General features: G+C 73.5%; 15 protein-coding genes. 12 read left to right on the top strand and 3 right to left on the bottom strand.

What is annotated here, in order from left to right; all coding sequences use genetic code 11:
* Positions 1-392 precede the first annotated feature (392 nt).
* The 5 genes from ACYVID_RS04640 to ACYVID_RS04620 all read left to right on the top strand — a co-directional run bounded on the left by ACYVID_RS04640 (position 393) and on the right by ACYVID_RS04620 (position 7,203).
* Entirely contained in the window at positions 393-938 is a 546-nt protein-coding gene (locus ACYVID_RS04640) for a MarR family winged helix-turn-helix transcriptional regulator (RefSeq protein ID WP_460734885.1), read from the top strand.
* 361 nt (positions 939-1,299) lie between these two features.
* Complete coding sequence (icmF, locus tag ACYVID_RS04635; RefSeq protein ID WP_460734883.1) at positions 1,300-4,479, top strand: fused isobutyryl-CoA mutase/GTPase IcmF; 3,180 nt, start codon at positions 1,300-1,302, stop codon at positions 4,477-4,479.
* A 272-nt stretch (positions 4,480-4,751) separates the two neighbouring features.
* Positions 4,752-5,255, top strand: coding sequence for a thioesterase family protein (locus tag ACYVID_RS04630; protein WP_460734881.1), 504 nt, complete (start codon positions 4,752-4,754; stop codon positions 5,253-5,255).
* Positions 5,256-5,386: 131 nt separating this feature from the next.
* Complete coding sequence (locus tag ACYVID_RS04625; protein WP_460734879.1) at positions 5,387-6,142, top strand: helical backbone metal receptor; 756 nt, start codon at positions 5,387-5,389, stop codon at positions 6,140-6,142.
* 116 nt (positions 6,143-6,258) lie between these two features.
* The gene (locus ACYVID_RS04620; RefSeq protein WP_460734877.1) at positions 6,259-7,203 is read left to right on the top strand and encodes a serine/threonine-protein kinase; all 945 of its coding nucleotides are present in this window, start codon (positions 6,259-6,261) and stop codon (positions 7,201-7,203) included.
* On the opposite strand, the gene ACYVID_RS04615 is transcribed toward ACYVID_RS04620, so the two are convergent.
* A complete protein-coding gene (locus ACYVID_RS04615) occupies positions 7,176-8,288 on the bottom strand; it encodes an acyltransferase family protein (protein WP_460734875.1) in 1,113 nt (370 codons plus the stop codon). The two genes, ACYVID_RS04620 and ACYVID_RS04615, sit on opposite strands and share 28 nt — an antisense overlap.
* A 58-nt stretch (positions 8,289-8,346) precedes the next feature.
* Positions 8,347-9,882 carry an adenylate/guanylate cyclase domain-containing protein gene (locus ACYVID_RS04610; protein WP_460734873.1) on the bottom strand — a complete coding sequence of 512 codons (1,536 nt, stop codon included), beginning with the start codon at positions 9,880-9,882 and terminating at the stop codon, positions 8,347-8,349.
* Positions 9,883-10,110: 228 nt separating this feature from the next.
* Here ACYVID_RS04610 and ACYVID_RS04605 point away from each other — a divergent pair, with 228 nt between their 5' ends.
* Positions 10,111-11,010 (top strand): sigma-70 family RNA polymerase sigma factor, encoded by a 900-nt coding sequence (locus tag ACYVID_RS04605; protein ID WP_460734871.1) that lies wholly within the window; start codon positions 10,111-10,113, stop codon positions 11,008-11,010.
* An 86-nt stretch (positions 11,011-11,096) separates the two neighbouring features.
* On the opposite strand, the gene ACYVID_RS04600 is transcribed toward ACYVID_RS04605, so the two are convergent.
* On the bottom strand, positions 11,097-11,405 hold the full coding sequence (locus ACYVID_RS04600; protein WP_460734869.1) for a hypothetical protein: 309 nt from the start codon (positions 11,403-11,405) through the stop codon (positions 11,097-11,099).
* 213 nt (positions 11,406-11,618) lie between these two features.
* On the opposite strand from ACYVID_RS04600, the gene ACYVID_RS04595 reads away from it, so the two are divergent.
* From ACYVID_RS04595 to ACYVID_RS04570, 6 genes are all read left to right on the top strand, one after another.
* Positions 11,619-12,563, top strand: a complete 945-nt coding sequence (locus tag ACYVID_RS04595; protein ID WP_460734867.1) for a MerR family transcriptional regulator — start codon at positions 11,619-11,621, stop codon at positions 12,561-12,563.
* Positions 12,564-12,917: 354 nt separating this feature from the next.
* A complete protein-coding gene (locus ACYVID_RS04590) occupies positions 12,918-13,568 on the top strand; it encodes a helix-turn-helix transcriptional regulator (RefSeq protein WP_300642462.1) in 651 nt (216 codons plus the stop codon).
* A 256-nt stretch (positions 13,569-13,824) separates the two neighbouring features.
* Positions 13,825-14,847: an extracellular solute-binding protein gene (locus ACYVID_RS04585; RefSeq protein WP_460734864.1), complete on the top strand. Its 1,023-nt coding sequence runs from the start codon at positions 13,825-13,827 to the stop codon at positions 14,845-14,847.
* 19 nt (positions 14,848-14,866) lie between these two features.
* A complete protein-coding gene (locus ACYVID_RS04580; protein WP_460734862.1) occupies positions 14,867-16,552 on the top strand; it encodes an ABC transporter permease in 1,686 nt (561 codons plus the stop codon).
* An 11-nt stretch (positions 16,553-16,563) separates the two neighbouring features.
* Positions 16,564-17,700 carry an ABC transporter ATP-binding protein gene (locus ACYVID_RS04575; RefSeq protein WP_460734860.1) on the top strand — a complete coding sequence of 379 codons (1,137 nt, stop codon included), beginning with the start codon at positions 16,564-16,566 and terminating at the stop codon, positions 17,698-17,700.
* A 266-nt stretch (positions 17,701-17,966) separates the two neighbouring features.
* The gene (locus ACYVID_RS04570; protein WP_460734858.1) at positions 17,967-18,908 is read left to right on the top strand and encodes a type IV toxin-antitoxin system AbiEi family antitoxin domain-containing protein; all 942 of its coding nucleotides are present in this window, start codon (positions 17,967-17,969) and stop codon (positions 18,906-18,908) included.
* The last annotated feature ends 3 nt before the right edge of the window (positions 18,909-18,911 follow it).

Genomic DNA, 18,911 nt, shown 5'->3' with positions numbered 1-18,911 from the left:
CCGCCCCGAGACCGACAGCCCCCCGGCCCGCCCACGACCTCGGCGACCGGGTCCAGGAGCTGCTGCGCCTCCTCGAGCCCCATCGGCGTCGTCGTCTCGGCGACGTGCAGCAGCCGCAGCACCCCGCCCGAACGACGGGCCCGGGACGTGGCCACGCGCAGCGTGGCGGCGCCGACCCCGTGGCTGCCGACGCACAGCAGCACCGGCCGCCCACCTGCCGACCCCGACGACACACCCGCCGACCCGCCCACCGGACCTCCCACCCGTGGACGCACGACCGCGCGGACCCCTCCGGTCCGCTCGGCCAGCACGAACCCGAGCACGATAACCAGCACACCCGGCCCCGGACCGGCGTTCAGCCGAACCCGCGCCCGAGGCCGATACTGGCTGCGATGGCGCCTCCAGACCCCGCACCGACGCCGCGCACCCCGCGGCCGGTCCGCGACCCCATCCGCGAGGCCCACCGCCAGTGGGTGGCCCACGGCTGGACCGACGCCGCCGACGCGATGGCCCTGGTCACCTCCGTCACCCGCGCCCAGCAGCTGCTCGCCGAGCGGGTCGAGCGCGCCCTGCGCCCCCATGGCCTCACCTTCGCCCGCTTCGAGGTGCTGCGCCTGCTCTCCTTCACCCGCGACCGCGCCCTCCCCATGACCCGCCTCGGCTCCCTCCTGCAGGTCCACCCCGCCTCGGTCACCAGCGCCGTGGACCGGCTCGAGGCCCAGGGCTTCGTACGCCGCGAGCGACGCAGCGAGGACCGCCGGGTCGTCCACGCCGAGCTCACCGATGCCGGCACCGCCACTGTCGAGCAGGCCACCGCCGACCTCAACACCGTCTTCACCGACCTGGCCGCCGACCTCGGCCCCGACACCGTCACCGAGCTGACCCGCCTCCTCGGCGCCCTCCGCACCGGCGCCGGCGACCAGGTCGACGGCACCTGACCCGCGGGCTCCCACCAGCGCCGAGTCACCCTCGAACCCGCGCCGAGTCACCGACCCACCCGGCAACGGGAGAGAGACGCACGGGACCGCGGTCGGACGGGGCGCCCCCGGAGGAGCGTGGATGGGCCTGGCCCCCTTCTCGTGAGGGACGAACGAGAAGGGTGGTTGCGACGAAGGGGGCGCCCCGGGAGACCGCGGTCCCGTGCGCCTCTCGACCACCCCAGCCCCAGCCGACCAGCCCCACCCGGACAGCCGGACTCCACAACACCCCCCACCCCCGAGACGGTCGACTCCGCGACGTGACGGCGGCTACACTCACATCCAATTAGTTGGACATCCAAGTATTTCCCCTGGAGCCCCCGTGAGCGACCCGACCTCCCGCCCCCTGCACGTCCCGTCGAACCCGGTCCGCCTGGTCACGGCGAGCAGCCTGTTCGACGGTCACGACGCCTCGATCAACATCATGCGGCGGATCTTCCAGAGCCAGGGCGCGGAGGTCGTGCACCTCGGGCACAACCGCTCGGTGCAGGAGGTCGTCGACGCGGCGCTGGAGGAGGACGTCCAGGGCGTCGCGGTGTCGTCGTACCAGGGCGGCCACGTGGAGTACTTCGAGTACCTCGTCCAGCTGCTGCGCGAGGCCGGCGCGGGCCACGTGAAGGTCGTCGGCGGGGGCGGCGGCGTGATCGTGCACGACGAGATCGCCCGGCTGCGGGAGTCCGGCGTGACGATCTTCAGCCCCGAGGACGGCCAGCGCCTCGGCCTGGTCGGGATGGTCAACACCGTCGTGGAGGCCTGCGACACCGACCTGTGGGACCTCCGCCCCGTCACCGCCGACCAGGTGCTGACGGGCGAGCGGTCCGCGGTCGCACGCGCCATCACCGGCGCCGAGCTCGGCCGCCTCGACGCGGCCACCCTCGACGCCCTGCGCCAGGCCGCCGAGCGCAGCCACGCCCCCGTCCTCGGCATCACCGGCACCGGCGGCTCGGGCAAGTCCTCGTTGACCGACGAGATCCTGCGCCGCTTCCGCGTCGACCAGCAGGACAAGCTGCGCGTGGCGGTCGTCGCCGTCGACCCGACCCGCCGCAAGGGTGGCGGCGCGCTGCTCGGCGACCGGATCCGGATGAACTCCCTCGACCTCCCGGGCCACGACCGCGACCGGGTCTACTTCCGCAGCCTCGCCACCCGCGGCGCCCACGAGATCCCCGACCACCTCGCCGACGTCATCACCGTGCTCCAGGCCGCGGGCTTCGACCTGGTCGTCGTGGAGACCCCCGGCATCGGCCAGGGCGACGCGGCGGTGGTGCCGTTCGTCGACACCTCGATGTACGTCATGACGCCGGAGTTCGGCGCCGCCAGCCAGCTGGAGAAGATCGACATGCTCGACTTCGCCGACCTGGTGGCGATCAACAAGTTCGAGCGCCGGGGCGCGGCCGACGCGCTGCGCGACGTGGGCCGCCAGATGGTCCGCAACCGCGAGGCCTTCGGGCAGCAGCCGAGCGACATGCCGGTCTTCGGCACCAGCGCCGCGACCTTCAACGACGACGGCGTGACCGCGCTCTACCAGCACCTGCGCGGGCTCCTGGCCGAGCAGGGCCTGCCCGTGGCGGAGGGCGCGCTGGCCCCGGTCGACGTCAAGCACTCCAGCGGCATCCGCGCGGTCGTGCCCCAGGACCGGGTCCGCTACCTGGCCGAGATCACCGAGACCGTCCGCGGCTACCACGCACGCACGGCCGAGCTGGTCGAGCAGGCCCGCCGCCTGCAGCGCCTGGAGTCGGTCGCGGGCGAGCTGGAGTCCGCGGGCGCGGACGCCGGCGGCGTACCCGCCCTGCTGGAGCAGGCGCGCGAGCAGCTGCCGGTCGAGACCCGCAAGCAGCTGGAGACCTGGCCGCAGGTCAAGGAGGAGTACGCCGCGGTCGAGGGCCGCACCTCGCTGTCAGGCAACCAGGTCCCCAAGGTGGCGCTCCCCCGCTTCACCGACCACGGCGAGCTGGTGCGCTTCTTCCGCGACGAGAACCTCCCGGGCCGCTTCCCCTTCACCGCGGGTGTCTTCCCGTTCAAGCGCGAGGGCGAGGACCCGGCGCGCATGTTCGCCGGCGAGGGCGACCCTGCCCGCACCAACCGCCGGTTCAAGATGCTGTCGGAGGGCCAGCCGGCCACCCGGCTCTCGACCGCGTTCGACTCCGTGACCCTCTACGGCCGCGACCCCGACGAGCGCCCCGACATCTACGGCAAGGTCGGCACCTCCGGCGTGAGCGTCGCGACCCTGGACGACATGAAGGAGCTGTACGACGGCTTCGACCTGCTCGCGCCGACCACCTCGGTCAGCATGACGATCAACGGCCCGGCGCCGACCGTCCTGGCCTTCTACCTCAACACCGTCATGGACCAGGCGCGCGAGCGCGGCATCGACCCCTACGAGGCGATCCAGAGCGTCCGCGGCACCGTGCAGGCCGACATCCTCAAGGAGGACCAGGGCCAGAACACCTGCCTGTTCTCCACCGAGTTCTCGCTGCGGATGATGGCCGACATCCAGGAGTGGTTCATCCAGCACCGGCTGCGCAACTTCTACTCGGTCTCGATCTCCGGCTACCACATCGCCGAGGCCGGGGCGAACCCCATCAGCCAGCTCGCCTTCACCCTGGCCAACGGCTTCACCTACGTCGAGGCCTACCTCGCGCGCGGGATGGACATCGACGACTTCGCCCCCAACCTGTCGTTCTTCTTCTCCAACGGCATGGACCCGGAGTACTCCGTCATCGGCCGCGTCGCCCGCCGCATCTGGGCGGTGGCGATGAAGGAGAAGTACGGCGCCAACGAGCGCTCCCAGAAGCTGAAGTACCACGTGCAGACGAGCGGTCGGTCGCTGCACGCACAGGAGATGGACTTCAACGACATCCGCACCACGCTGCAGGCGCTGATCGCGATCTACGACAACGCCAACTCCCTGCACACCAACGCCTACGACGAGGCCGTGACCACCCCGAGCCCCGAGTCGGTGCGCCGGGCGCTGGCGATCCAGCTGATCATCAACCGCGAGTGGGGCCTGGCGATGAACGAGAACCCGCTCCAGGGCTCGTTCGTCATCGAGGAGCTCACCGACCTCGTGGAGGAGGCGGTGCTGCGCGAGTTCGAGGCGATCAACGAGCGCGGCGGCGTGCTCGGCGCGATGGAGACCGGCTACCAGCGCGGCCGGATCCAGGACGAGTCGATGCTCTACGAGCACCGCAAGCACGACGGCAGCCTGCCGATCATCGGCGTCAACACCTTCCTGCGCCCCGGCGGCGACGACGCGACGCCCGAGCACGTCGAGCTCGCCCGCGCCACGGAGTCGGAGAAGGAGTCGCAGCTGCGCCGGGTCCGCGAGTTCACCCGCACCCACGAGCAGGAGGCCACCGAGGCCCTCACGCGCCTGAAGGAGGCGGCCGCCTCGCCCGAGGAGAACGTCTTCGCCGTGCTCATGGACGCCGCCCGCGTCTGCTCTCTGGGCCAGGTGACCGAGGCGTTCTTCGAGGTGGGCGGGCAGTACCGCCGGAATGTCTGAGCCGCTGCCGAGCGCAGCGAGGCAGCGTCAGCGAAGAGGTCGAGCAAGCCCCGCGGCCGAGGAACGAGGCCGCGACGGGCGTGTCGAGATCTGAGCCGCTCGTGAGCGCAGCGAACGAGCGCTGGCGAAGAGGTCGAGCAAGCGCCACGCCCGAGCCCGCGAGGGCGTGACGCGCGTGTCGAGACCCGGTCGATGCCCGTGACAGCCCCCGGCAGTCCGGTCGGGGAGCCTCGGCTCCCCGACCCGACCGGGCGCACGGATAGAGTCCGCCCGTGACCAGCACCGCGCACCCGTCCTTCGCCCAGCTCGTCGACCTGCCGGCGTACGCCGAGCAGCCCGTCCCGGTGGCCTTCGAGGACAACAACGGCCACCTCAACGTGCGCCACTACCTCGGCATCGGCTCCGAGGGCCTCGACGAGTCGCTGGTCGACCTCGGCATCCCGATGGACTGGCCGCTGCGCGAGGGCCACGCCTGCTTCGCCGCCGAGCACCACGTGACCTACCTGCACGAGCTGCGCACGGGCGACCGGATGTCGGTGCGCGTGCGGCTGCTCGGCCGCAGCGAGCGGGCCGCGCACGCGCTGGTCTACATCCTCGACGAGACCCACGAGCGCGTTTCGGCCGTCTTCGAGGAGATCTTCCTGCACATCGACCTCTCCGACCGGCGTACCGCTCCCTGGCCCGCCGACGTCGCCGCCAACCTCGACCGCCGGATCGCCGAGCACGCCGCGCTGCCCTTCGAGGCGGTCACCTCCGGCTCGCTCGGCCTGCGCTGACCCGCCGAACCGTCACTCTCGAACCCGCCAGCCGTCAGTTCCAGATGCAGACACGGGTCGAGCGCGAGCAGAAGTGACGGGTCGGGGGTTCGGAAGTGACGGGTCGGGGGTTCGGAAGTGACGGTTCGGCGGTGAGGGCGCGGCGCGTGGTCTCGCTGGTGCCCTCGATCACCGAGGCGTTGGCCAGCGTCGATCCCGAGGGGCTCGTGGGCGCCACCGACTGGTGCACGCACCCCGCCGACCTGGAGTCGTACGGCGTCGCGCGGGTGCGCGGGACGAAGAACCCGGACCTCACCGCGATCAGGGCCCTGCGCCCCGACGTCGTGGTGGTCAACCGCGAGGAGAACCGCGAGCTGGACGTCCGGCGGCTGCGCGACTCCGGGGTGCGGGTCGAGGTGACCGACATCGAGACCGTCCCCCAGGGCGTCGCCGAGCTCGAGCGGGTGCTCGACCTGCTGGGCTGGCCGCGACCCGCGTGGCTGGCCGAGGCCCGGCGTCTCTGGTGCGGGGACCTGCCGCCGGTGACCCGTCGGGTCGTCGTGCCGATCTGGCGCGACCCGTGGATGGTCGTGGGTCCGCGCACGTTCACCGCCGACCTGTGCCGCCGGCTGGGCTGGGAGGTCGTCGTCCCCGACGCGGAGGCCGTGGCTGGCGGGGAGCCGGGCGGCGACCCCCAGCAGCCCCAGCAGCGCTACCCGACCGTCACCGCCGAGGCGATCGACTCCGCGGGTGCCGACGCGGTGCTGCTGCCCGACGAGCCCTACGTCTTCACCACCGACGACGGCCCGGAGGCCTTCACCCGCACGCCCGTGGAGCTGGTGAGCGGGCGGCTGCTCACGTGGTACGGCCCGTCCCTGGTCGAGGCCGCCGCCAGCGTCTGTCGCTGAGCGGACCCGAGGCCCACCGCCCGGTCGTCCCCGGCGTGGCCCTTGCCACCCCTCCGGGCGGTTAGCCCGGCCCGCACCCGGGGAACCCCTGGGTGGACCGTACGGAGAGGGCAGTGATGACCGAGCAGCAGCAGACCGAGGTCCTCGGGCGCTACCGCGTCGACGGCACCATCGCCGCCGGCGGCACCGCCACCGTGCACCGCGCGCACGACCTGCGCCTGGGCCGCGACGTCGCCCTCAAGCGGGTGCGACCCGGCCTGGGCCGCGCCCAGCACCGGCTGCGCCTGCGCGACGAGGGCCGGCTGCTCGCCGACCTGCGCCACCCCGGGCTGGTGCGGATCCTCGACGCCGCGTGGGAGGGCCACGGAGCGCCGTACCTCGTGCTGGAGCTGGTCGACGGCCCCGACCTCGCGACCGTGCTGACCGACGGTCCGCTCGACCCGCAGCGGGTCGCCGCGATCGGGCGCGACGTCGCCTCGGCGCTGGCCTACCTGCACTCCGAGGGCATCGTCCACCGCGACGTGAAGCCCGCCAACGTGCTGCTCGACCCCTCCGGCAGCGCCCGCATCTGCGACCTCGGCATCAGCCTCGACGTGGGCGAGCCCGACCCGCACGGCCGTCCCGGCCACACCGTCGGCTCGCTCGCCTACCTCGCCCCCGAGCAGGTCCTGGGCGAGGCGATCGGCACGGCGGTCGACGTCTTCGCCCTGGGCCTGATGTTCCTCGAGGCGCTCACCGGCCACCGGGAGTACTCCGGCCCCGACGACAGCTCGGCCTGGGCCCGCGTGCACCGCAGCCCGGCGATCCCCACCTCGCTCGGCGCCGCGTGGACCAGGCTGCTGGCGGCCATGACCGCCCGGGTCCCAGCCGAGCGTCCCAGCGCCGCTGACGTTGCGGCCCACCTCGAGGCCGTGCTGGCCGTCGAGGACGCCACCGCCGACGTCCCGACCCCGCAGGCCGTCGCCGCCGGCACGCGCACCGCCACAGCCACCGGGGTCACCACCCCCGGCCGGCACCGCGCCGGCCGCCCCGTTCAGGACCTCGCGGCCACCGTCGCCTGAGCCGGGTCGGCCCGTCGGGCTGACCGGCCGGTCCGCGGTCCCGCAGCCGGACGCTGCGGGAGCGTGAAGAGCGCCGAGGCCCCGGCCCTCTGCAGGGTCGCGTGCAGCACCAGCGCGGCGACCACGGCGAGCACCGTGAGCACCACGGGGTACGCCGCTGCCTCGAGCCAGCCCAGGTAGCCCCGGCCCAGGGGGTCGACCCGCAGCGGCTCGGGCAGGTGGAGGGCGAGCGCCAGCAGCGGAGCGTGCAGGACGTAGACCGGCAGCGTCCGACGTCCGAGCCAGGCCAGGCGGTCCGCGGCCGGGCCCTGGGCCAGGCGCACGCACAGGCCGATCCCCAGCGGGACGCCCACCACGCTCGCGACGAGCAGGTCCACCGTGCGCGGCAGGGGCACCAGCGGCAGCACCACCACGAGCAGCAGGTAGCCCGCCGCCAGCCGCGGAAGCAGTCCCACCGCCCGGTCCGCGACCCGGCGCACCACGTCCGGCGCGAGCGCCCCGAGGGCGAAGAAGGTGAAGTGGAACAGCACCGAGGTGCGGTTCCAGTCCTCTGTGGGGACCAGTCCAGAGAGCGCGGAGACGACCGCGGCGGCCAGCAGCACCCCCTCGCGTGGGCACCTCGAGAGCACTCGCGCCAGCGCGAAGTAGACGGCCAGGGCGTAGAGGAACCACAGCCCGGTCGAGGCCCACACCAGGTCGCCCGCGAGCTCGGTGAGGTCCTGGGTGCGGTTCATCGGCAGCAGCCGCTCGACCGAGAAGAAGGCGCCCTGCAGGACCAGCCACACGACGTACAGGTAGTAGGGCGAGAGCACCCGGCGCCGGGCCTGGGGCCAGGGCCGGGTCACCGCTCCGGCAGCCACGAGGCCGCTGAGCACGAAGAAGAGCGGCATCCGCACGGGCTTGAGAGCCATCGTCACAGCCGCCCACGCCTCCGCGACCGGGGTCAGCGCCGGCGGCGCCTGCACGGCGAGGTCCTTGACCACGGCGTGGTGGAGCACCACCAGCAGGATGCACACGCCCTTGGCCACGTCGACCCACAGCAACCGCTCCCGCGGGGCCGTCGCGGGCGAGGAGGGTGCGCTCACGCCCCCATGCTGGAGGAGTACGCCGCCGACGACCGACTCGGCGACGCTGTGCCGTGCCTCACGTGCGGACGAACAGCTCGGTCTCCGAGGTCCGGCCCCGCAGGGTCACCGTGTCGTGCCGGACCCACCGGGCCGCCTCGTCCTCGCTCGCGTCCCCGACCGTCTCGGCGCAGGTGAGCACCCGGCCCTCGACGTCCTTGGCCAGCTCGGTGAGGCGGGCGGCGGCGTTCACGGCGTCCCCGATCACGGTGTACTCCAACCGCGAGCGGGTGCCGACGTTGCCGGCGACGGTCTCCCCCGTGAAGACGCCGATCCCGGCGTCGATGGTGGGCTGCTCGGCGGCGAGCCGCTCGACCATCGCGCGGGCCGCCCGCAGCCCCCGGGTGGCGTGGTCCGGGAGGTCGACCGGGGCGCCGAAGACCGCGAGCACCGCGTCGCCCATGAACTTGTTGACCAGCCCACCGTGCCGGTCGACCTCGTCGACGACGACCTCGAAGAAGCCGTTGAGCAGCTCCACGACCTCGGCGGGGTCGCGGCCCGCCGCCATCGTCGTGGAGCCGACCAGGTCGACGAACAGGACGGTGACGCACCGGGTCTCCCCGCCGAGCTCGACGTCGCCGGAGGCGGCCGCGCGGGCGACCTCCTGCCCGACGTGGCGGCCGAAGAGGTCGCGCAGGTGCTCGCGCTCGGCCAGGCCCTCGGCCATGTGGTTGAAGCCGGCCTGCAGCAGGCCGAGCTCGGTGGCGTCGTAGACCGGCACCCGCTGCTCCAGGTCGCCGTCCTGCACCCGCCCCAGGGCTCGTCGCACCGAGACCAGCGGGGCGACGACCGAGCGGGCGTTGAGCACGGTGACGAGCAGCCCGAAGACCAGCACCACGCCGGAGATCGCGAGCGCCTCCACCGCCATCCGGTCCGCGGAGACGTCGCCCTGCACGAGCGCCAGCAGGGCGGCGTACCCCAGCCCGAGCAGCGGCATCCCGGTGCCGAGCAGCCAGAAGGTGAGCATCCGTCCGCCCACGCCGAGACCCCTGGGGCGGCGGGTGCCGGGGGCGCCGGTGAGCGCGCGGGCGGCGACCGGGCGCAGGACGAACTCCGCGAGCAGGTAGGTCACCGCGCAGACCACGACGCCGCCGATGGCCACCGTCGGTCCGGTGCCGAGCGCCCGGGAGGGGGCCAGCCAGAGCGCCAGCCCGGTGAAGAGCACCGCGGCGCCGGCCCACAGGACCCCGGAGACGGCCGCCAGCTGCAGCGGCACCCGCATGGCGCGACGACGGTCCGTCGGCGTCGGCTCCTCGCCGCGCAGGGCCCAGCGCAGCGAGCGAAACGCCACCCGGGTGCCCCACACGACGCCGACGAGCAGGGCGAGCCCCACGTACACCGGCACCGCGACGGCGAGGGCGAGGTAGAGGTCGTCGTTGCTGCCGGGCCGCGGGATCACGAACAGCGTCAGCACCACGACGATCCCGGCCCCGATGGCGTGGGTCAGCGAGATGCCGAAAGTCAGCAGCAGCTGGATCCGCACCCGCAGCCGGCGCAGCGACTGGCCCTCCGGGCCGAGGAGCCAGGAGCCGAAGGGAGCGCGTGCGACCACCACGGGTGCATTCTTGATGCTGCGGCCCGTTCGCGGGGCCGTTCCAGGCGTGCGTCCCGCGCGGCGGTGTCCTCCCCGTCGCCCGACCGCCTCCCGGGCAGCTCCCCGGCCCCGGCCCAAAAGGGTGAGAAGTGTGCAGGGTTTGTCGAAGGTTGTTTAGAGTTCTTCAACAAGCAACGCACCTGCCGGGAGACCGGCCACACCGCGCCCAGCGCAGAGAGCGAGGACGGCATGACGACCAGCCCGCTCGACGATCGGCACGAGGCCCGCACCGACGACGTCGTCCCGTTCGTACGCCGCCAGCCGACCGCCCCAGCCGACGCCCACCTCGCCCAGGACGAGCTCTCCGCCCGCCGGCTTACCGACGCCCAGCGCTCCGAGCAGACCGCCGAGCTGCTCGCCCGGGCCCACGCCGCCGACGTCTCCCCCGAGGAGCGGGCCGCGTGCCTGGACCGCGTGGTCGAGCTCAACATGCGCGTCGCCGAGGCCGTCGCGCGTCGGTACGCCCGCAAGTCCATCCCCGTCGAGGACCTCACCCAGGTCGCCTACCTCGCCCTCGTGCGGGCCGTGCGCTCCTTCGACCCCAGCCATGAGCGCGACCTGCTCTCCTACGCCGTGCCGTCGATGACCGGCGAGATCCGTCGCCACTTCCGCGACCACTCCTGGACCATCCGGCCCCCGCGTGAGGTCCAGCGGGCCCACGGCCGCCTGGTCCGCTCCGGCGCTGCCCTGGACCGGGTGGACGAGGCCGCGGTGAGCGCCCTGGCCGACGAGGTGGAGGAGTCGGTGGACGTCGTCCGCGAGGCGCTCGTCGCCCGTTCCTGCTTCTCGCTCCTCTCCCTCGACACCTCTCCGGGAGCCGAGGGCGGCGAGGGCGAGGCCGCGGTCCTGCGCGAGGTCGGCGACCCCGGCCACGAGGCCGACGTCGCCCGCACCGAGGCCCGCCTCGTCGTCGCCCCGCTGCTGCGCACGCTCAGCCCGCGCGAGCGCGACCTGCTGCGCCTGCGCTTCGCCGACGAGCTGCCCCAGCGCGAGATCGCCAGTCGTCTGGGCATGAGCCAGATCCAGGTCTCCCGCCTGCTCCAGCGGCTGCTGCTGCAGCTGCGCGGAGCCCTCGCCGAGGCCTGCTGAGCCACCCCGCGGCGTACGACGTCGACGGGCTCGCCCCGTGGCGGGCCGGCGGGCCGCACGCCCGCGGCGGCGGTGCGACCGACGGGTCAGCGCTGGTCGGGCTCGTCCCAGCCGTCGCCGTCCATGCCCTCGACGGAGACCCCGCTGTCGAGCTCGCGGGTGTCCCACTGGCCGGAGGGCCGCACGGGCAGGTCCGTCTGCGCGGCCGCCTGGTGCATGCCCACGCGCTCCATCCAGCTCAGGCCGGGCGACCAGGCCGAGCGCATCGAGATGCGGCCGTCGGCCTCCATCACCTTCATCAGCACGACCGCGCCGAGGACGAGCTCACCCTCCTCCGGGCGGTGCTCCACGCCCAAGGAGTCGATGAGCCGACCGAGCGGCTGCGGGTCCGTCAAGGGTCTCGACCTCCCGGGTCGATCGATGTGCGATGCTCCCCTCGCCGACCCAACACGGCCCGGCGACGGGCTCGATGCACCAGTGTAACCCCGCTGTCGAGGGTCGGTAGAAGGTCAAGAGAAGGTGGGGGTGACCGGGCAGCGCCGGCGACGGCGGGGTCACCTCCCAGGCACCGGCGACACACGGTGCCGGGGGCGGAGCCAGGAGGAACCATGAGCGGCGGTCCGGCGGAGCGCTGGCGGATCGGGGTGCTGGCCACCCGGGTCGGCGTCAGCGAGACCCTGCTGCGCGCGTGGGAGATGCGCTACGGCCTGCTCAGCCCCACGCGCACCCAGGCCGGCTACCGCCTCTACGGGCCCGAGGACGAGCGCCGGGCGCTGGCGATGCAGGCCGCGCGCGAGCGCGGGGTGCCCGCCGCCCAGGCGGCCGCCGACATCCTGGCCAACGAGCGCACCCGCGCCGAGGGCCATGACCGCCCCGAGGACGGCAGCGCCCACAGCGAGGGCTCGCTCGACGTCGCCCGCACCCGCGCCGAGCTCGAGGCCGCGATGCTGGCCTTCGACGTCGGCTCGATGCACGAGGCGCTGGACCGGCTGCTGCGCACGGTCTCGGTCGAGACCGCCATCCGCGACGTGCTGCTCCCCTTTATGGCCCAGGTCGGGCAGGGCTGGGAGTCCGGGGACTTCGACGTCGCCGACGAGCACTTCGCCAGCGACCTGGTCCGCGGCCGGCTCGCGGCGCTCGCCGTCGGTCCGGGCACCCGCTCGGGGCCCACCGCGCTGCTGGCCTGCCCGCCCGAGGAGTCCCACGACATCGCACTCAAGGCCTTCGAGGTCGTCCTGCAGCGCGCCGGCTGGCGCACCCGGTTCCTCGGCCCCAACTGCCCGTTGCCCTCGGTCCAGGTCGCCGTCGACGTCGTGCGGCCCGAGCTGGTGGTGCTCGCCGGCACCCTCCCCCAGGTCTTCCAGCTCGGCGAGGCCGACGTCGCCGTCGTACGCCGCCTCGCGCGCGACCAGACGCTGGCGGTGGCCGGGCCGGGCGCGACCGCCGAGCTCGCCGCCGAGTGGGGGGCGCTGCACCTGCCGGGCGACCCCGTGAGCGCGGCGCTGTCGCTGGTCGACCGGGCCCGGGAGATCCCGGCCGCCCGACCGAGCTGAGCACCGCCGACCTTCCACGCAGCATCCACACCGGACCCGGTCGTTACCGACGCGATCTCGGCCACACGGTCCTTCCGGCGAGCCCGCGACCGGGCCGACCCAGGCACCGCAGGCCGACCGGTCCACCGTCGTGCTGATCGACGTTCGCCCTGGTCAGAGCACATCTCCGCACCTGTCGACGGGGGACCGCTCGGGTCAACCCCCTCCCCTCCGAGCCGGGGGGAGGTGCTGGTCCGGACAGGTCAACCCGAAGGGGTGAGATGTGATTGAACCCTGGAGCACTGGATAAACACAGGAGTGAGGCGCCTGCCGGTGCTTCACCCGGATTCCTGACGTTCCACAGAGGTGACGAGCATGACCTTCGAGAGGAAGACCCTGACGGCAACCATCGTCGACGACAACGACCTGGCTGTCGCCGGCCTGGAGACGCTGCTGACCCCCTATGCCGAGCGCGTGCGGCTGATCGACGTCCGCACCGCCCTCGCCCACCCGGAGGACGTCGACGTCGTCCTCTACGAGCCGATGCAGCAGTCCTCCTACAGCGCCTCGATGCTGCGCAACCTGCAGTCGGCCGCCGAGGCCCAGGCCGTGGTGTTCAGCTGGGCGCCGGCCGACATGCTGCCCGACAACACCAGCCCCTACCTGTCCAAGTCGATGACCGCGGCGCAGCTGGTCGTGGCCCTCGAGGACATCGTGTCCGGCCGGGGCGTCCCCGCCCCGCGGGTCCACACCCCCGCCGAGCCGGTGGAGCCAGTCGCCCCCATCCGCACCCCGCAGGCCCCCGCCGGCAGCCGGCTCACCCCCCGTGAGCTGGAGATCCTCACCCTCATCACCGGCGGTCTCACCAACGGCGAGATCGGCGAGGAGCTGGGGCTGTCGATCAACTCGATCAAGACCTACATCCGTCAGGCCTACCGCAAGATCGACGTCGAGCGTCGCACCCAGGCCGTCGCCTGGGGCATGGCCAACGGCCTGGTCGCCGACGCCGAGCCGGTGGCCGTCTGATCCCGGGTGCCGCCCTGGCACCGGGCGGCACCCAGCACCACGACGAAGGCCCCGACGGTCCGCAGCTCCACCCAGGAGCACGGCCCGTCGGGGCCTTCGTCGTGGTGCTCTGCGGGCTCGCGTCGTACGCCGGCGTGTGACCCCCTCCACCCGTCGGACCACTGGTCGGTGTTGGAAAGGGCAGGCTAACCTTTCCTCGGCTGCGGCTCCGGTCGCGCCGACGTACGGCACCTTCCCCGCCCCACCAGGAGTCCCGATGTCCCGCCGCCGCTCCCTGCCCGCGCTCGCCGTGGCCCTGCTGACCCCGATGGCCCTGTCCGGCTGCGGCCTGTTCGGCGGCGAGGAGGCCGACCTGCAGGTCTACTCGGCACGGCACTACGACCTCGAGTCGGCGTTCGAGGACTTCACCGAGGAGACCGGGCTGACCGTGGAGTTCCTCTACGGCGACGACGCCGAGCTGCTGGAGCGGCTCAAGGCCGAGGGCGAGGACACCCCCGCCGACGTCTTCATGACCGTCGACGCCGGCATGCTGTGGAACGCCGGCGAGCAGGGCGTCCTCGAGCCGGTCGAGTCCACCGTGCTCGACGGTGCGGTCCCCGAGGACCTCCGCGACCCCGACGGCGAGTGGTACGGCCTGGCCATGCGCGCGCGCACGATCGTCTACGACCCCGAGGCCGTGGACCCCGACGACTTCGACGCCGAGGACACCTACGCCGGTCTCGGCGACCCGCAGTGGCGCGGGCGGATCTGCATGCGCGACGAGACCTCCTCCTACACCCAGAGCCTGGTCGCCAGCCTGATCGACCTGCACGGCCGCGAGCGGGCCCAGGAGATCGTCGAGAGCTGGGTCGCCAACGACGTCGAGATCATGAGCAACGACATCGAGCTGCTGGAGGCCATCGACGCCGGCGGCTGCGAGGTCGGCATCACCAACCACTACTACCTGGCCCGGCTGCTGGAGGAGGACCCCGACTTCGGCGTGGCCCCCTACTGGGCCAGCCAGGACGGCGCCGGGACCCACGTGAACATCTCCGGTGCCGGCGTCGTCGCCGGCAGCCCGGCCTCCGCCGAGGCGCAGCAGCTCCTGGAGTGGCTGGCCACCGACGGCCAGAGCGCCTTCGTCGACGGCAACCACGAGCTGCCGGTGAACCCCGACGTCGAGCCCGAGCCGCTGGTCGCCTCCTTCGGCGACTTCGAGCGGCTGCCGGTCGACGCGACGGCGTACGGCTCCCTCAACGCCGAGGCCGTCGAGGTCCTCGACGCCGCGGGCTACCGCTGACCGCCTCGAGCAGCACCCCGTGACCGCACCCGCCCCCGCACCCGCGGTGGCCCCTGCGCCGGGCCTCGTCCGCCCGCGCAGCCGTCGCCGCCTGCTGGGTGCGGGCCGCCCCGGCTGGTCCACGGCGGTGCTGGTCGTCGCCGCGCTCATCGCCAGCCCGGTGGTGGCGGTGGCGCTGCGCGCGCTGCTCCAGGGCGGGCTGGAGCTGCCCGGCGGCGTGGGACGGATGGTCCTCACGACGCTGCTGCTGGTCACGTTCGTCGCCCTCGGCACCGCCGCGCTCGGCACCGGGCTGGCGTGGCTGGTCAGCGTGCACGAGTTCCCCGGACGCCGGGTGCTGTCCTGGCTGCTGGTGCTCCCGCTGGCGATGCCGGCCTACATCCTGGGCTTCGTCTTCCTGTCCACCTTCGACTACGCCGGCCCCGTCCAGGGCGCCCTGCGCAGCGTCCTCGGGGACGACCTCGGTGCCCTGCCGGTCCGCTCGCTCGGGGGCGCGTCGGTGGTGCTGGTCCTCACGCTGTACCCCTACGTCTACCTCCTGGTGCGGGCCGCCTTCACCGACCTCGCCCCGACGGCGTACGACGCCGCGCGCACGCTCGGCGCGTCGCCGGCCCGCGCCTTCCGGACCGTCCTGCTGCCGCTCGCGCGCCCCTCGCTGGCTGCCGGACTGGCGCTGGTGACGATGGAGGTGCTCACCGACTTCGCGACCGTGCAGTACTTCAACGTCCGCACGGTCTCGGTCGGGGTCTACCTGACCTGGAAGGGCTCCTTCGACGTCGCCTCGGCCGTCTCGCTCGCGAGCCTGGTGCTGGTCTTCGCCCTCGTGGTGCTCGGGATGGAGCGCGGCCTGCGCGGCGGTGCGCGCTACCACCAGCGCGGCGGACGCGGGCGCGGGCTGGAGCGCCGGGAGCTCACCGGAGGCCGCGCCGTGGCCGCCACGGGCGCCTGCGCGCTGGTGGCGGCGCTCGCCTTCGGGCTGCCCGTGCTGCGGCTCGCCACCTGGGCCTGGTCGGCCGTCGCCGACGACAACCCGCTGGTCGACGACCGCTTCGCAGACCACCTCACCAGCTCGGTGCTGGTCGCCGCCATCGCCGCCGTCTCGTGCGTGCTGGTCTCGGTCGTGCTCGCCCACGCGCTGCGGCTCGGTGGCGGACGCTGGGTGCGGGGCGCCGCCCAGGCCACGACCTTCGGGTACGCCGTGCCCGGTGCCGTCGTCGGCATCGGCGTGCTGGCGCTCTTCGAGGGCGCCGACCGCCTCCTGGAGGCCCTCGGGCGCGAGGACGGCACGGGGGTGCTGGTCACCGGGTCGGTGCTGGGCATCCTGCTGGCCTACGTCGTGCGGTTCACCGCCCCGGCCTACCAGGCCGTCGACGCCAGCTTCGGCCGCATCCCCCCGACCGTGAGCGCCTCCGCGCTGACCCTCGGCGCGACCCCCGGCCGACTGCTGCGCCGGGTGCACCTGCCGCTGGCGCGCTCGGGCGTCGCGGTCGCGCTGACCCTGGTCATCGTCGACGCCGTCAAGGAGCTGCCGCTGGTGCTGCTGCTGCGGCCCTTCGGGTTCACGACCCTGTCGGTGTGGGTCTACGAGCTGGCCTCGGAGAACTTCTGGGAGCGCGCCGCGCTGCCCGCGCTGCTCATCGTCGTGGTCGCGGTGGTGCCCGTCGCGCTGACCTTCCGCACGCGCGTGACCGGGCAGGCGCCATGATGGTGGGCGTGATGCCTGCCACCACGCCCGCCGCGTCTGCGGCCTCGCCCGCCGCTCCGTCCCCCGGCGGGGCGACGCCGGCGCTGCGGCTCCAGGCGGTCACGAAGTCCTACGGCGACCACCCGGCGGTCCAGGCCGTCGACCTCGAGGTCGCGGCCGGCGAGGTGCTGACCGTCATCGGTCCCTCGGGCTGCGGCAAGTCGACCCTGCTGCGGCTGGCCGCCGGTCTCGAGCGGCCGGACTCGGGGTCGGTGTGGCTGGGCGACCGCGAGGTGGCCGGTTCCCGGTGGGTGCCGCCCGAGCGCCGCCACGTCGGCCTGGTCTTCCAGGACCACGCCCTCTTCCCGCACCTCGACGTCGCCACCAACATCGCCTTCGGCCTCGACCGGCTCCCTCGCTCCGAGCGCGCCCCCCGCGTGGCCGAGGTGCTCGAGCTCGTGGGGCTGGGCGACCTGCGCGAGCGGTACCCGCACGAGCTGTCCGGCGGCGAGCAGCAGCGGGTCGCCCTGGCGCGAGCCCTCGCGCCCCGCCCGGCGGTCGTGCTGCTCGACGAGCCCTTCTCCAGCCTCGACGAGAACCTCCGCGCCCAGGTGCGCGCCGAGACCCTCGCCGCGATCCGGCTGACCGGGAGCGCCGCGCTCCTGGTCACCCACGACCAGACCGAGGCGCTCTCCCTGGGTGACCGGCTGGCCGTCGTACGTCGTGGGGTGGTGGAGCAGGTCGGACCGCCGACCGAGGTCTACGAGACCCCGGTCAACCGCTTCGTGGCGACCTTCATGGGCGACGCGGACTACCTCCCCGCCCACGTGCGCGACGCGCTGCTGACCTCCGAGATCGGCGTCGTCTCGACCGTCCCGGGGTGGGGCCGCACCGAGCTCGACGTCGAGGTGATGCTGCGCCCCCACGAGGTCGCCCTGCGCCCCGAGCCCAGTGCCGCGGCCGTCGTCGAGCGCGTGGAGTACCACGGCGCCTTCGTCCTCCACCACGTCCGCCTCCCCTCCGGGCGCACCGTCCGCTCCTGGCAGCAGCACGGCGTCCGACTCGAGCCCGGCACCCCCGTCGACGTCACCGTCGTCCCCGGCTCCCGCCCCGTCCTGCTCTCCGGCGACACCGCCCTCTTCGCACCCCCCGACTCCGCCCGCCGCTGACGCTCCAGAGGTGGCTGACCCGCCGCATCTTCGGGACTGACCCGCCCCGACTTCTGGGCTCACCCGCCGCATCTCCGGGGCTCACCCGCCGCATCTTCTGGGCTGACCCGCCCCGACTTCTGGGCTCACCCGCCGCATCTTCTGGGCTCACCCGTCACGTCCTCAACCCTGGTCCGGCGCGTGCTGCACCCCCGCTGGCAGGGCGATCGCGCTGAGCTGTGGATGAGCAATCACCTCGTACGCCGGATCCAGGCACCCTGCTCGCCATGATCGACGAACCCGGGGACGGGCCCCGCGAGCTGCGCGAGCGGCCGTTCACCACCCAGCAGGCCCTCGAGGCCGGAATGACGCACGATCAGCTGACGCGCGCCGTGCTGTCACGCTGGTTGCGGCGACCGGCCAAGGGCGTCTATGTCCCGGCGACCTTGGAGGACACGCTGGAGACCAGGTGCGCCGCCCTGAGCCTGTCCGTGCCGGACGACGCCTTCATCTGCGACCACTCAGCCGCCTGGCTCCTCGCGGGTGACCGTGCACTGGTGCCAGGAGACCACCTGGCCGTCCCCGAGGTCTCCTGCTTCCGGACCCTGACCGGTCGACGTCTGCGACGCCACCAGGTCCGCAGCGGGGAACGGGAACTCAGACCCGACGAGGTCGTGGAGCTGGGCGGTCTGCGGGTCACGACTCCGCTTCGCACTGCGCTCGACATCGGTCGACTCGCGCGCAACACCGATGTCCGCCTGCACGGGATGGACACGATGCTCTCCCTGGGTGCCTTCACCCGGGCCGAGCTGCTCGCCGAGGTGCCGCGCTTCAAAGGGTACCGAGGCGTGGTCGGCCTCAGGGCTCTCGCTCCGTTGGCCGATGGTGGCTCCCAGTCCTTCGGCGAGTCCGCCCTACGACTGCGCTGGCACCAGGCGCACCTGCCGTGGCCGACGACCCAGCACCCGGTTCCAGGCACGCCGTACATCCTTGACATCGCTCTGCCTGAGGAGATGTTCGGGCCCGAGTACGACGGGGAGGAGTTCCATTCCAACCCCGAGCAGAAGGCGCACGACGCCACCCGTCGTCGCGAGATCCTCCGGGCCGGCTGGACCGTCGAGGTCTTCCGGAAGGAGCACGTCTTCGGACCGCGCCAGAATGCCGAGCGCCGCCTGCGAGCGACGTACGACGCCTTGGTTCTGGGCCGGACGAGCCGCACCTATCTGTGAGGG

The organism is Nocardioides ginkgobilobae (assembly GCF_054781275.1).
The sequence above is the reverse complement of the archived record's forward strand: the minus strand, read 5'-3'. Positions and strand labels throughout refer to the sequence as shown.

Excerpts from the sequence above, each read along its gene's own strand:
- ACYVID_RS04575 (WP_460734860.1), top strand. The coding sequence starts at position 16,564 with ATGCCTGCCACCACGCCCGCCGCGTCTGCGGCCTCGCCCGCCGCTCCG.
- ACYVID_RS04640 (WP_460734885.1), top strand. The coding sequence starts at position 393 with ATGGCGCCTCCAGACCCCGCACCGACGCCGCGCACCCCGCGGCCGGTC.
- ACYVID_RS04570 (WP_460734858.1), top strand. The coding sequence starts at position 17,967 with ATGATCGACGAACCCGGGGACGGGCCCCGCGAGCTGCGCGAGCGGCCG.
- ACYVID_RS04595 (WP_460734867.1), top strand. The coding sequence starts at position 11,619 with ATGAGCGGCGGTCCGGCGGAGCGCTGGCGGATCGGGGTGCTGGCCACC.
- ACYVID_RS04620 (WP_460734877.1), top strand. The coding sequence starts at position 6,259 with ATGACCGAGCAGCAGCAGACCGAGGTCCTCGGGCGCTACCGCGTCGAC.
- ACYVID_RS04605 (WP_460734871.1), top strand. The coding sequence starts at position 10,111 with ATGACGACCAGCCCGCTCGACGATCGGCACGAGGCCCGCACCGACGAC.
- ACYVID_RS04590 (WP_300642462.1), top strand. The coding sequence starts at position 12,918 with ATGACCTTCGAGAGGAAGACCCTGACGGCAACCATCGTCGACGACAAC.
- ACYVID_RS04585 (WP_460734864.1), top strand. The coding sequence starts at position 13,825 with ATGTCCCGCCGCCGCTCCCTGCCCGCGCTCGCCGTGGCCCTGCTGACC.